Raw genomic sequence first — 11,902 nt, 5'->3', positions numbered from 1 at the left:
AATAGTGGAATTGGCGGATATCGGTCTCAATTTGATGCACCGGCGATTTGATCCAGATCGAAGCGCCGTGCTGGAACGGGCCAAAGCAGCCGGGGTGACCCGAATGGTGCTCACGGGCACCTGTTTGAGCAGCAGTCAAGCAACAGCAGCCTATGCCCTTGAATACCCTGGGCAGCTTTACAGTACGGCAGGCATTCACCCCCATGATACCGAGCGGGCACAAAAAAGCGATTTGCAGGCTTTGCGGCATTTGGCTGCCCAGTCTCAGGTGGTGGCGATTGGGGAATGCGGGCTTGATTTTAACCGCGATTTTTCACCCCGACCTGTTCAGGAAGCCTGGTTTGAAGCCCAGGTCGCTTTGGCCTCTGAACTGCAAAAACCGCTGTTTTTACATGAACGCGAGGCCCAACCCCGTTTGCTTGAAATTCTCGCGGGCTTTCAAGGAGCCTTGCCTGCCTGTGTGGTGCACTGCTTTACAGGCTCCGCCTCGGAGCTGGCGCTGTATTTGGCCCAGGATTTTTATATCGGTATCACGGGTTGGATTTGCGATGAGCGTCGGGGGCTGCATTTGCAGGAGATTGTCTCCCAAATCCCGCTCAATCGCCTGATGCTGGAAACTGATGCGCCTTTTTTGACCCCCCGTGATCTGCGTCCCAAACCGAAAAATGGGCGCAATGAACCTGCGTTCTTGCCCCATATTTTAAGCACTGTGGCCCGTTGCTATGGTTTGCCTGAAGAAACCGTGGCTGCCGCCAGTTTCGAAACCACACGTCAATTTTTTAGGATATAAATTTTTAGGATATACAAATATGCGATTTGGTCTGCGAATTTTTCTTGCGGTCTTACTTTTCAGTGGCTGGGCCCAGGCCCGTGTGCCCCTTGGCAAAAGCTTGCCAGATCCCCCCAAACCAGGCCTGGAAGTTGGGGTGGATCGTCACCGTCAGACCCTCTGGGTCGAAAACAAAGAATACGCCCCCTACACGCTTGAGTTTACCTTTCCCCTCTTACAAAATGTTTCTGTCGATTGTAAAGTGCCCTGCCGTTTTGTGGTGCCCCCCCGCCAACGCCTTCGCCTGCTGCGCTATACCCAAATTTCAAAAAAACAGGCCTGGCATTGGAATTACCATTATCAGAGCCGAATCGGCGATTATCGCCGCCAGTCAAAAAAACACCTTTACCAGATTCCCTTTGCCTCAGGTTTTGAGGTTTTGATCGCCCAGGGCTACCAGGGCCGTTTTTCTCATAATGGCAACCATGCCTACGCACTTGATTTTATGGCCCCACAGGGAACACCGGTCTATGCGGCCCGTGGCGGAACCGTGGTCTGGACGGTGGATCTCTTCAGCCAGGGAGGCCATGAGGAGCGGTTTAAAAATCATGCCAATCAGGTTTTAATTCTGCATTCTGATGGCAGTTTGGGGCTCTATGCCCATTTCATGCACAAGGGAGTGGCGGTGCGCAAGGGGCAAAAACTGAAAGCCGGAGATTTGGTGGGGTATGTGGGCAAAACAGGCTATGCCTCCCGGCCCCATTTGCATTTTGAAGTGGTTCAGACAGGCCCGGATCTCAAACTGCATTCTTTTTCAACCCTGTTTCAAACCTCCTCTGGCCCCCAGATCTTAAAACAGGGACAAAAAGTGCGACGCCCCTAAGCCCTTAGTGGGGTTTGTTTTGCTGGCGGCGTTTTAAAAACTCGGTCAGTGCAGTAAAAAAGAGGGAGAGTGAAAACGAAATCAGAAAGAGTTGAAAGCCGTTCAGCTTTTTTTGAGCTTTGTTTTTGGACATCGGGTTTCCTTTCTCAAATAAATCGGTCGGTCAGACGGATCAGTTTGCCCAGCGCTGTTTGGGGTTTATTGCGCAGTTCTGCGATCAGGGCGGGCCAGCCCAGTTTTTCTAAGCGTGCAGCCATTTTGCGATACCCCTCCCCATAGATAGGGTCGCCGTCTTTTTCGAGACGCCCCAAAAGCACCTGGGCCAGGGGGGTGGCCTCATTCCGGTAAATCAGGGCGGTTCCCAAATTGCAAAAACCTTCGATTTCTTTTTCACCCCAGACAGCATTGAGTTCGCGCTCATTCAACCAGACATGCAGCAGTTCGTGGGCCAGCACGCCCATAAACAGCAGGCGGGGCAAGCCATAGAGAATAAAGATGCTGTGTTCCATGACGCGGGTTTGGTTGAGGTTTTTGATCAGGGTTTTGGTATAGCCGTGGCTATTGGCATTGCGCCCAACACCCAGGCGTTTTTGCAGCGTGCGCTGGTCGGCGAGATTGACAGAGATATAGTCGGGAATATAGTCAAAGCCGACGGCCTGAAGGGCTTGCAATATTATCTGCCGGGCATGGGCAATCTGTTCGGCTGTGGTGATTTCGGTAATGCGGCAAATGCCACAGACCACACGGCCATCGCCATACTGAACGCCTCCCTGGGAGGTTTTTTCTGAAATCAGGCGGGCACAGACATGGCATTGGGGCGTGGCCAAGCCTCCGTGATGGGCATGCATGCGATGCCCCCACAGATCCTGAAGAAATTGCCCTGTCATGGCCTGGCCACAGCCATCGCAGCGGGGAGCGCGGTGTTCGGCATAACAGGCGGGGTGGTAGACCCCCTCCTCATCACGGGTATAGGTGCCTGTCAGTTCCCTTCCGCAGATCGTACAATTTTCCTGGTAATGGGCACGGTAACAGGCCTCGTGAAGTTTTTTTCCATCCAGAGTCAGCCATTGATCCCCCAGCACCTGTTTGCAGTGGCTGCAGATCTGTTGAAAACGTTCCTGTCCACAGCGGGGATGGTAGAGGCGATTGTTTTTCTGGCGGTATTCCTCGCCCAGCGGTTGTTCGCAGGCGCTGCAACGAAAACAATGGGCGTGAAACAGCAGGTCTTCAGCCCGGATATATTGTTTGCCGAGGGGGGCCAGACAGCGGTTGCAGCGTTTGACTGGGGGCATGGTCTTTCTCCCGGTGGGTAGTGGCCTGATCATAGCAAATCACAGGGGCAAGCTACAATCCGATCTTGCGGCTCAGGTTTGAGGGGGCTATCCTGAGCCTATGCCACCTGAAGAAATAAAGAATTTAGCTGATTTGCAGAAGACCCTGCTGGCTTTGCCGGCAGAGCCGGTCCTGCGGGTTGCGATCGATGGGGTAGATGGGGCAGGAAAAACCACCCTGGCAGATGCCCTGGCCTTGGGCTTGCGCGCAGCGGGGGCCCAGGTGATTCGGGCCTCGGTGGATGGTTTTCATTTTCCCCGCGCCATCCGCTACCGCCAGGGCCCGCATTCCCCCCAGGGGTTTTATCAGGATTCCTATGACTATGCGCGCCTGCGTGCGGTCTTGCTCGATCCGCTTTCAGTGGGAGGCAATCTGCGCTATCGCACTGCGATTTTTGACCACCGTCAGGATCTGGCGCTTGACCAGCCTGAACTTCAGGCTGTTCCGGGCAGTCTTCTGATTCTGGATGGCATTTTTCTGCACCGTCCAGAACTTCGGCATTACTGGGATTATTCTGTTTTTCTAGCCCTCAGTTTTGAGGTCTCTGTGGCCCGTATGGCTGTGCGCGATGGCTCAGATCCCGACCCGCAGGCTCTCTCCAATCGCCGCTATGTGGAAGGCCAAAAACGCTATCTCAAGCTGTGCCAACCTGAGGAACATGCACACCTGGTCTTGGATTATACCCAAGGCTGGGTGTTTTAGCGCGAAGGTATCGCTGCTATTTTGGGGGCTGCTTGGAGCTGAAACCGGCAGTCCTGAAAGAAGATTGAATACAAATGTATTTTATTGTATACTGATTGAAGTGTCTTTGCTTTAGAAACTGCTTGATTGAAACCCGGCGCTGAACAGGAGAGAGCCCATGCCGCAAACCCAGAAGAACCGATCTCAGGAACTTGAAATTCTGAGCTTTGCCAGCCAGCAGGATTGGCAGGCCTGGCTTGCGCTTGAACACCAGAGGGAAGCGGGCGTTTGGCTGAAACTTGCGAAAAAAAATTCCCAATTTACCACACTGAGTTATCAAGAGGCGCTGGAAGCAGCCCTTTGCTGGGGCTGGATTGATGGTCAAAAAAAAGCCTGTGATAGCGATTTCTGGCTGCAAAAATTTACCCCCCGCAGAGCCAAAAGTATCTGGTCGCAAATCAACAAAGACAAAGCCCTGGCTTTGATGGCTGCTGGCAAGATGCAGCCTGCGGGCCTGCGTGAAATTGAGAAGGCCCAGGCCAATGGGCGTTGGCAGGCGGCTTATACTTCTGCGGCTCAGTCTGAGGTGCCAGAAGATTTGAGCCGGGCCCTCCAGGCCCAGCCTGAGGCCCTTGCCTTTTTTGAAAGCCTCAATCGCCAGAACCGATACGCGATTTTGTTTCGGATTCACAATGCGAAAAAGCCCCAAACACGGGCCCAGCGGATAGAGACCTTTGTCGCCATGCTGGCCCGCCATGAAAAAATTTACCCTTAGAGTGAAAGGATATTCCCATGCTTGAAAACCCCCTTGCCGAATTGGAAGGCGAAATTGATGAGGTACGTGTGCAACTCTTTGACGAGGAGCTGAGTTTGCATTTTCCCTACCACAAGTCAGCTGTGGCCTCGGTGAAGGCGATTGAGGGAGCGATTTACAATCCTTCCGATAAATCCTGGTGTCTGCCGATTACCCCCCAAAATACCTATACCGTTCAAGATGCCGTGGTCAGCCTGCGCAAATTCTTTCGCCGAGAAGTGGCTCTGGCAGAACAGCGTGAAGAAATGCGCCATGAGATTGCCGACTCCGTTGTGGAAGGCTTGCGCTCAGATTTTGAGCATGCCCGTGTCAGCTTTGAGAAGCAGGAAGGTTGCGTGGCCTTGAGTATTCCCTATGATCCCAAAAGCATTCGCTTGATCAAGAAAATTGAAGGAGCCCGCTGGGACAGCTCAGACAAAGTCTGGCTCTTGCCTGCCGATCAGGAGCGCAAAATTCGCACGGCTTTGAAGGGCATCTTTAAATTGCTGGGTTAGTTTTCTTTTAAGGCCTTGCTGATTGCCAGTACACCGACAACGGCTGCACCTGTTGCCAAGGCTCCAAGTAGGGGTTTTTTTGTGATTGCGCCGACAGCCAAACCTACCCCTATCGATGCTCCCCCTCCTACAAAGGCCACAGCCCCAGAACCAATGTCTTTGCCATCGACGATACGCGAAAGCATTAAACCTGAACCCATAATTCCCATGCCAACAGCCATACCCGTGACAGATTTTGAGGCCAGCATTGTATAGCCTCCCCCCAGGAGACCTCCAATGGTTCCCAATCCGACCAGTAAGTCTTTGGTCTTTTTGTGTTGCATTTGCAGATCCAGTGCATCTAAGTTGCTCTGCGTTACTGCTTCATGGGGGGCTGGCTGGGGAACTGGTTTGGCTGCTGTTTGAACAGGCAGGGGCTGTACGGTTGTCTGTTGGGAAATACTGAGATTACTCATCTGGATGTCTCTCTTTACTGAGAAGCTTGATAACTCATATTGTATCAGGAAAAACATGGATTGAACCCATCACTTTTGAAATGGAAAATGAATGAACTTGACAGGCTATACCATTCGGTATAGTATAGGGGCATGTCAAATACAGAAATGCCTTTCGATAACCGTCTCAAATTGATCCAGGTGGGTCTTGCCCTTTTCGCCCGCCGGGGCTATAGCTCTGTGGGGGTGCAAGAGATTGTCAAAGCGGCTGGGGTGACCAAACCCACGCTCTACCACTATTTTGGTCATAAACAGGGGCTGCTTGAAGCGATTTTAGCAGCCTATTCCCCTGCTTTTTTGAGTTGTCTACAAAAGGCAGCAGACTATCAGGGCGATTTGATTCTCTGCCTCGAAGGCCTGGTGAAGGGCTATTTGGATTTGGTACAAGCCGAGCCCGATTTCTTTTATCTGCAACTTTCCATGAGCTATTTGCCGGCTGAGCATGAAACAGAACCTTTGATTCAGCCTTTTCGTCAAGCGCTTCAAGCACTCCTGGAACAACTTTTTATTCAGGCCGTGCCCCAGCATGGCAATTTGAAAGGCCACCATGCTTTGCTGGCCAGCTCTCTGACAGGGCTGCTCAATCATTCTGCCCTGGGCCTGCTGAAGGGTGGGCTTGAAAACCGCTCCGATCTGGTGCACCGTGTGGTGAAACAGTATATGTATGGTATTTATGTTCTGTAAGTGATTTGTTTTTTATGCCGATTATACCGAACGGTAAGTATAAATTTTGAATGGAGATTTCAAATGTTCACCCAAACCCGTTTTCAACCTGCTTGTTTTTACCATGTCTATCCCTTGGGGCTTTGCGGGGCTCCTGAACGCAATCAGCGCTGGGAAGAGGCGCAACCCCGCATCCGGCAATTGGAAGCCTGGATTCCCTATTGGCAGGAACTGGGTATTGAGGCTCTGTATCTGGGGCCTGTCTTTGAATCACAGAGCCACGGCTACGATACGGTGGATTATTTTCAGCTCGATCGCCGTTTGGGCCAGAACAGTGACCTGCGTTCGCTGGTAAACCAGCTGCATGCAGCTGGCATCCAAGTTTTACTGGATGGTGTCTTTCATCATGTGGGGCGCGAATTTTTTGCCTTTGCAGATATTCAGCAAAGGGGGGCTGATTCCCCCTATCGCGATTGGTTCTTTTTGGATTTTTCCCGCCGCTCGCCTTTGGGAGATGCTTTTAACTATGCCTGCTGGGAAGGGCATGCCGAGCTGGTTAAACTCAATTTGAATCATCCCCCGGTTCGCGATTATTTTTTTACGGCGCTCGAAACCTGGATTCGTGAGTTTGAGATTGATGGTCTGCGTCTGGATGTGGCCTATGCCCTGGAAAAGGACTTCCTCAAGGCCCTGGCCCGAAAAGGGAAAAGTCTCAAGCCTGGTTTCTGGCTCTTGGGAGAAGTGATTCACGGCGGGTATCAGGATTATTTAGTCGATGATCTGCTTGATTCGGTCACCAATTATGAAGGCTATAAGGCCTTGTTCTCAAGCCACAATGACCGCAATTATTTTGAATTGTCCCATTCACTGGAACGGATTTTTGGAGCTGGAGGGTTGTGCCGAGAGAAACCACTGTATAATTTTGCCGACAACCACGATGTGGATCGGGTCGCCAGCCAACTCAAAGAGCCGGCACATCTTTACCCTTTGGCGATTTTGCTGATGAGCATGCCGGGGATTCCCGCTCTTTACGCAGGCAGCGAATGGGGGCTGGGGGGGCGCAAGCAGAAGGGCGATGATCGGCCCTTGCGCCCGGCTCTGGCTTCTGAGCAGGCTTTTCTACAGGCGGGGCTTGCCCCGCTCTGGCGCCATTATCAAAGGCTGATTGCTTTGCGTCGTCACTTTCCTCAGCTATTTCAGGGGGTGTATCAGCCGCTCTGCGTGCGTTCTGAACAATTGGTGTTTTCGCTTCAGGGGGGCGAAACCGGCCTCTTTGCTGTGAATATGTCAGCTCAGTCAGCTTCGGTTCCAGTCACAGGTCTTGAGCCTGGTCTTTATGAGGATTTGCTCAATCCTGGTGTCAGTCTTGAATTGCACAGCGCTCAGACCAGCCTTGAGTTGGATCCCCATTGGGGCAGAATTCTCAGACGCATTCGCTGAGCTTGGGTTATTTCCTGACACTGCGGCCAAAAAGCGTGAGAAACAGGGCGGCGGCAGTGAGAACGATGATCAGGGGCATAAAGGTATCCATCTGCACCCCTCCTTGCGAGATACCCCTAGTTTAACAAAGTCTCGGATTGAAACAAAGACGCTGAATCAAGGGTCTTCAAAAAGCCAGGCCAAGGCCAGCGGCAGGCGCTTGCTCCAGTGCCACTCATTGTGTTCCCCTTCGGGATCGGGCACCCAGAGAAAATGGGCCCCCTCCTCAAAGCCTTTGGCCTCGAGGATTTCGATCAGGTACTCGGCGTCTTCGAGGGGGTCGGTATCCCATTCCTCTTCGTCGTCATCGGGCTCTTGTTCGCCAGGCTCTGTTTCAGTCTGTGTCAATTCAGCTGCTGCTTGATCAAGCTCAGCCAGCGGATCTTCCTGGGTATTTTGAGAATCTAAGAGAAGGGATTCTGTTGCTTCGCTGGAGACTTCTTGAGCTTCTGTATCGCTCGCTTCAGGGCTTTGATCGGACACCTCATCAGAAGCAGCATCGAAATCATCATCGGGCAGATCTTCGGACGTGTCTTCAAAGGACTCCTCAAACGTATCCTCTGAATCCGCTTCCCAGAAACTTTCACTCCAGGCAGAATCATCATCGTCATCTTCAAAGGCACCACAGTCGATATACAGGCGCATAAAATCGAGATTATACAGAAATGCAGCTTCAGCGATATAGTCATAAATGGCACCATTGCCGACCCACAGCGAGGGCGACATGGACATGATTTTTCCAAAGAAATCACTGTTTCTGAAGCCCGCATAAAGTGCCAGCAGACCGCCCAAAGAAGCCCCCCCGATCAGCCTGTTTTCAGGGGTATCCTCAATTCTAAGTTGTTCAACCAATTGGGGGTGTAAATCATGAATAATCCAATCGAGCAGAGCGTCTCCGCGCGGGGTTTGGCCTTTTTCAGCAGGCCAGGGACAGAGTTCTTCATCCCGGTTCAGGCCATGGTGGATGCCGACAGCGATCGGCACTTCCAGTCCGTCAGCGTAGCGGGCATCCAGAATTTGGTGTAAATTCCAGCCGGGAGGCCCGCTTTCCTGGCCTTCGTAGAGGTTCTGACCATCGAAGAAATAGGCAATAGGGTAATGCTGATCGGGTTCGAGCAGATAATCGGGGGGCAGATAAAGGGTCAGGGGGCGAGTACCTTCTAAGCCTGGAATTTCAACTGGATCAGTGTGAAAGACATCGCCCTCACCCGCCTCTGAATAGAGCAGCTGTTCAAAGAGATCCATCAGACGGCATCCAGGGGGAATTCAATCTGTTTGAGTTTGCGATCGAGCACAAAGGTACCAAAGGGGATAAAGGCTGCTGAAAAAGCCAGCCCTGTTTGCATTAAAGACCACTGATACCGCAGTTTGGCCTGAAAGAGGCTGATGCTGAAGAGAATAAACAAAAGGCCGTGCACCGAGCCTGTAATTTGTACGGCCAGTGGCATATGAGCCAGGTATTTGAGGGGCATGGCGACACCCAATAAAAACAGATAGGAAAAACCTTCCAAAATGCCCGTCAGACGCAGGGCTTGAATTGCATTCATTTCACGATTCCTTTGCTGGGGTCACGGTCAATTTGCCGTTTCTGCTGCTATTGTAGCGCAGAGAATTCTTTTTGCGTCAGGATTCGCAGCGGGTTCTTTGTTTCTGTCAGTTGAAATGGCGTTTTTCTTTTTGCCCAATGAAAAGAGGGGCTTCATCAGCCCCTCTTTTTTGAATTTTATAACTGATTATTTTTTCTCAGGAGCGCCCCAATAGCCACCACCCGCGCCTACCAATGCGGCGGGTGCTGCGGCCATGGCAGCAAAGGATGCACTTTTGGTAACTGCGAAGGCGATTCCGCCTGCAATGGCGCCACTGGCTGCAGCACCCATGGCTGCGCCTGAACCTTTGGAGTTGGCAAAGGCTGCACCCAGGGTGCCACCAATCCCCCCGCCTACGCCGGCCACAAGACCGATAACAATCAAGCCACCGCCAATAAAGCCAGAAGCCAATGCTCCAGAACCTGTCGTGCCCTTGGCTGCGTTTAAGACCAGCGCACCGGCTCCGACCAGGGCACCACCGCCCAAAACAGAAGTGGCAGCTACTTTGCCCACACTTTTGGCATTGAATTCTAAATTGTCTTTTGCAAGTTCAGGGGTTTTCTTTTCTGCGGGGGCAGCTGCTTGCTGTGCTTTGGGAGCTGCGGGTGCGCTCTGGGGGATAGAAGGAGAAACAGATTGAATAGGACCCATTTTAAAATTACCTCTACGTTTTTGGATTACTTTATAGCTAGATTATCTGGTGCTTGCCGGGGGATCTGACGTTAAAATAGTAATCGTTTGAATAAATTGGCGTTAAGTAATAGATAAGTCCAGATTTGTGGGGGGCGCTATTTTTCTGACAATCAAGAAAAACGCAGGCGCGAAGTTTGCTTGCCGAGAGTCTTGAGGGCATGGCATGCTAAAAATAGGAGCTTTGTCTTTGAAAAAGTACAGGCGAATAAGCCCTGATATTTATATTGAGAGAGAGGTTTGGGAGCATTGGTTATTTCTCCATTTTATAAACGGCTGAAAGCACAATTGATTCTGCCGATCCTGCGCATGCAGGACCCAAGCCTTTGTCTTGATTTCTGCAAGGTATTGAGAGAAGAAGGGTTTGGCTTGCTTGAAATTACCTTGACCACTCCCGATGCCCTGGCCTTGATTCAGGAGTTGGCACAGCAGGGATTTGAAATAGGTGCAGGCACCGTCTTGAATTTGGCTGAAGCTGAAAAAGCAATGGCAGCAGGTGCCCGTTATCTGGTTGCGCCTGGCCTCTGTACGCGGGTGGCCGGATTGGCGCATGAAGCTGGGGTTCCCTATTTACCTGGGGTCTATACCGCAGGAGAGGTCATGCAGGCCTTGCAATTGGGGCTGACGCAACTCAAGTTTTTTCCGGCGCAACCCTTGGGGCCGGAGTATCTCAAGCATTTGAGTGGACCATTTCCCCAGATTCACTGGCTGCCTACCGGCGGGATTGAATTTGAGCAGATCCCCAGTTGGCTTTCTTTGCCGCTTTTGGGCATTGGGCAGGGCAGTCGTTTGGTTTCAGCCCAGGCCCTTCACTCCCAAAATTGGCAAGCGATTCGTGAAGAACTTCAAGATATTCAAGCCAGGATTCAGATTTGGCAAGCACAGCCGGGCAAATAAAAAGCCTCCTTTTTTCGCTTAGCTGAAAAAAGGAGGCTATATAAGAAGAGGCTATAAAGAATCGGTGCTTCAAAAACGGATAAGCTATTTTGAAGTCAGCGCTTGTTTAGACGCCGCAGACGGGAACGAGTTCTTTATAGACGTCGCTGCTTACAAAGGAAGCATAGGTGCTGGAAATGATCGCCCAGCTGGCATCGGGTACCTGGCTGATGGCTGTAATCTGTTGATCAATATTCTTTTTGCCTTCCTCAGTGGTTTGTTTGCCCTTGAGGCAGTTCAAAAAGGCGATATAGTTCTGTTTAGAGGCCATAATATGGGCAATTGAACCTGTTGTGCCGGTTCCTGTACCCGTTCCAGATCCCGTACCGGTTCCAGTTTGACTGCCCGAACCTGTGGGAGTGCCGCTTGAAGCCGGGGTGGGGCCACAGGCTGTCAGGGAAAGCGCGAGCAAGGCACTGCTCAAAAGAATCATCAAACGCATAGGAAATTCTCCTCGAAATATAGTTTGGGGCGAAAAAAGTGCCAGCAGAAAAACTCAATCGGCCCATCATCGCTGTACACAGTGTATCATGCGCTTTTTTCGGGGCAAGTGAATTTTTATTTTATTCTTTTCTTAATTTTTTTTTAGTCTTATCTTGACATTTTCTTTGCCAGGGGCTATGATGAATATCACGAGCTTCGAAGAGCAATCAAAGAAGTGTCGCGCAGGGTCCCGGTGTAAGCCCGGGCCAAAAAGCCTCAGAGGGGCGGCGGCGCACTTGAAGCGTTGAAAGACATGCGTTGTCTCAGACGGTTGAAGTGTTTTAAGCAAGCCAACTCTGAACCGGAACAAAGCCTTAAAGTTGTCAAAACAGCAGAAAGGCAGTCCCCTGGAAGCAGGCGGGCGCTGGTGCAGAGGGGAAATCCCTGAAAGGCAAAACACCCAAGAGGGTCAAGGTTTGGGCGCAAGCTCAAACACACGAAAAGCGTGGAATAAACCGCTGAAGTCCCGGCCAGCAATGGCGAAAGGACAGGAGTGGCAGGTGCCGGTGACGGTGGCCGATACGCAGGAGTGTAAAACCCTGAAGGCGTAACCACAAGAGGGTCACTGGCCGCAAGGCAAAGGATTCTGTCGGAGTGT

General features: G+C 51.6%; 15 protein-coding genes. 9 read left to right on the top strand and 6 right to left on the bottom strand.

Annotated features, from left to right (window positions below; genetic code table 11):
* Nucleotide 1 precedes the first annotated feature (1 nt).
* Both COW20_18100 and COW20_18095 read left to right on the top strand, forming a co-directional pair.
* Nucleotides 2–790, top strand: a complete 789-nt coding sequence (locus tag COW20_18100; GenBank protein PIW46234.1) for a hydrolase TatD — start codon at nt 2–4, stop codon at nt 788–790.
* Nucleotides 723–1,652: a hypothetical protein gene (locus COW20_18095; GenBank protein PIW46153.1), complete on the top strand. Its 930-nt coding sequence runs from the start codon at nt 723–725 to the stop codon at nt 1,650–1,652. The genes COW20_18100 and COW20_18095 overlap by 68 nt, the downstream gene beginning before the upstream one ends.
* Before the next feature lie 146 nt (nt 1,653–1,798).
* Here the strand turns inward: COW20_18095 and COW20_18090 are convergent, their stop codons facing one another.
* Nucleotides 1,799–2,977, bottom strand: a complete 1,179-nt coding sequence (locus COW20_18090) for a hypothetical protein (protein PIW46152.1) — start codon at nt 2,975–2,977, stop codon at nt 1,799–1,801.
* A gap of 121 nt (nt 2,978–3,098) precedes the next feature.
* Here COW20_18090 and COW20_18085 point away from each other — a divergent pair, with 121 nt between their 5' ends.
* The 3 genes from COW20_18085 to COW20_18075 all read left to right on the top strand — a co-directional run bounded on the left by COW20_18085 (nt 3,099) and on the right by COW20_18075 (nt 4,973).
* On the top strand, nt 3,099–3,686 hold the full coding sequence (locus COW20_18085) for a uridine kinase (protein PIW46233.1): 588 nt from the start codon (nt 3,099–3,101) through the stop codon (nt 3,684–3,686).
* Between the two features lie 157 nt (nt 3,687–3,843).
* The gene (locus tag COW20_18080; protein PIW46151.1) at nt 3,844–4,440 is read left to right on the top strand and encodes a bacteriocin-protection protein; all 597 of its coding nucleotides are present in this window, start codon (nt 3,844–3,846) and stop codon (nt 4,438–4,440) included.
* A gap of 17 nt (nt 4,441–4,457) precedes the next feature.
* Entirely contained in the window at nt 4,458–4,973 is a 516-nt protein-coding gene (locus tag COW20_18075) for a hypothetical protein (GenBank protein PIW46150.1), read from the top strand.
* Here the strand turns inward: COW20_18075 and COW20_18070 are convergent.
* The gene (locus COW20_18070; protein PIW46149.1) at nt 4,970–5,428 is read right to left on the bottom strand and encodes a hypothetical protein; all 459 of its coding nucleotides are present in this window, start codon (nt 5,426–5,428) and stop codon (nt 4,970–4,972) included. The two genes, COW20_18075 and COW20_18070, sit on opposite strands and share 4 nt — an antisense overlap.
* 132 nt (nt 5,429–5,560) lie before the next feature.
* Between COW20_18070 and COW20_18065 the strand changes: the two genes are divergently transcribed.
* Both COW20_18065 and COW20_18060 read left to right on the top strand, forming a co-directional pair.
* Nucleotides 5,561–6,151, top strand: a complete 591-nt coding sequence (locus COW20_18065) for a TetR/AcrR family transcriptional regulator (GenBank protein ID PIW46148.1) — start codon at nt 5,561–5,563, stop codon at nt 6,149–6,151.
* A 63-nt stretch (nt 6,152–6,214) separates the two neighbouring features.
* On the top strand, nt 6,215–7,570 hold the full coding sequence (locus COW20_18060) for an alpha-amylase (protein PIW46147.1): 1,356 nt from the start codon (nt 6,215–6,217) through the stop codon (nt 7,568–7,570).
* 156 nt (nt 7,571–7,726) lie between these two features.
* Here the strand turns inward: COW20_18060 and COW20_18055 are convergent, their stop codons facing one another.
* The 3 genes from COW20_18055 to COW20_18045 form a co-directional block, all read right to left on the bottom strand.
* Nucleotides 7,727–8,854 (bottom strand): hypothetical protein, encoded by a 1,128-nt coding sequence (locus tag COW20_18055; protein PIW46146.1) that lies wholly within the window; start codon nt 8,852–8,854, stop codon nt 7,727–7,729.
* Entirely contained in the window at nt 8,854–9,156 is a 303-nt protein-coding gene (locus COW20_18050) for a hypothetical protein (protein PIW46145.1), read from the bottom strand. Before COW20_18050 ends, COW20_18055 begins: the two co-directional genes overlap by 1 nt.
* 186 nt (nt 9,157–9,342) lie before the next feature.
* Nucleotides 9,343–9,846, bottom strand: coding sequence for a hypothetical protein (locus COW20_18045; GenBank protein ID PIW46144.1), 504 nt, complete (start codon nt 9,844–9,846; stop codon nt 9,343–9,345).
* Between the two features lie 288 nt (nt 9,847–10,134).
* On the opposite strand from COW20_18045, the gene COW20_18040 reads away from it, so the two are divergent.
* A complete protein-coding gene (locus COW20_18040) occupies nt 10,135–10,782 on the top strand; it encodes a hypothetical protein (protein PIW46143.1) in 648 nt (215 codons plus the stop codon).
* 106 nt (nt 10,783–10,888) lie between these two features.
* Here COW20_18040 and COW20_18035 read toward each other — a convergent pair whose 3' ends face one another.
* The gene (locus COW20_18035) at nt 10,889–11,263 is read right to left on the bottom strand and encodes a hypothetical protein (protein PIW46142.1); all 375 of its coding nucleotides are present in this window, start codon (nt 11,261–11,263) and stop codon (nt 10,889–10,891) included.
* 361 nt (nt 11,264–11,624) lie between these two features.
* Here COW20_18035 and COW20_18030 point away from each other — a divergent pair, with 361 nt between their 5' ends.
* Nucleotides 11,625–11,855 carry a hypothetical protein gene (locus tag COW20_18030; protein PIW46141.1) on the top strand — a complete coding sequence of 77 codons (231 nt, stop codon included), beginning with the start codon at nt 11,625–11,627 and terminating at the stop codon, nt 11,853–11,855.
* Nucleotides 11,856–11,902 lie beyond the last annotated feature (47 nt).

This window comes from bacterium (Candidatus Blackallbacteria) CG13_big_fil_rev_8_21_14_2_50_49_14 (genome assembly GCA_002783405.1).
GTDB lineage: Bacteria > Cyanobacteriota > Sericytochromatia > UBA7694 > UBA7694.
Note: the sequence above shows the minus strand (reverse complement) of the source record. Positions and strands in the feature narration are given on the sequence as shown.

Bases quoted from the DNA above. Each gene is read 5' to 3' on its own strand.
- COW20_18090 (PIW46152.1), bottom strand. From the start codon at position 2,977: ATGATCAGGCCACTACCCACCGGGAGAAAGACCATGCCCCCAGTCAAA.
- COW20_18035 (PIW46142.1), bottom strand. From the start codon at position 11,263: ATGCGTTTGATGATTCTTTTGAGCAGTGCCTTGCTCGCGCTTTCCCTG.
- COW20_18065 (PIW46148.1), top strand. From the start codon at position 5,561: ATGTCAAATACAGAAATGCCTTTCGATAACCGTCTCAAATTGATCCAG.
- COW20_18055 (PIW46146.1), bottom strand. From the start codon at position 8,854: ATGGATCTCTTTGAACAGCTGCTCTATTCAGAGGCGGGTGAGGGCGAT.
- COW20_18045 (PIW46144.1), bottom strand. From the start codon at position 9,846: ATGGGTCCTATTCAATCTGTTTCTCCTTCTATCCCCCAGAGCGCACCC.
- COW20_18095 (PIW46153.1), top strand. From the start codon at position 723: ATGGTTTGCCTGAAGAAACCGTGGCTGCCGCCAGTTTCGAAACCACAC.
- COW20_18060 (PIW46147.1), top strand. From the start codon at position 6,215: ATGTTCACCCAAACCCGTTTTCAACCTGCTTGTTTTTACCATGTCTAT.
- COW20_18075 (PIW46150.1), top strand. From the start codon at position 4,458: ATGCTTGAAAACCCCCTTGCCGAATTGGAAGGCGAAATTGATGAGGTA.
- COW20_18080 (PIW46151.1), top strand. From the start codon at position 3,844: ATGCCGCAAACCCAGAAGAACCGATCTCAGGAACTTGAAATTCTGAGC.
- COW20_18050 (PIW46145.1), bottom strand. From the start codon at position 9,156: ATGAATGCAATTCAAGCCCTGCGTCTGACGGGCATTTTGGAAGGTTTT.
- COW20_18070 (PIW46149.1), bottom strand. From the start codon at position 5,428: ATGAGTAATCTCAGTATTTCCCAACAGACAACCGTACAGCCCCTGCCT.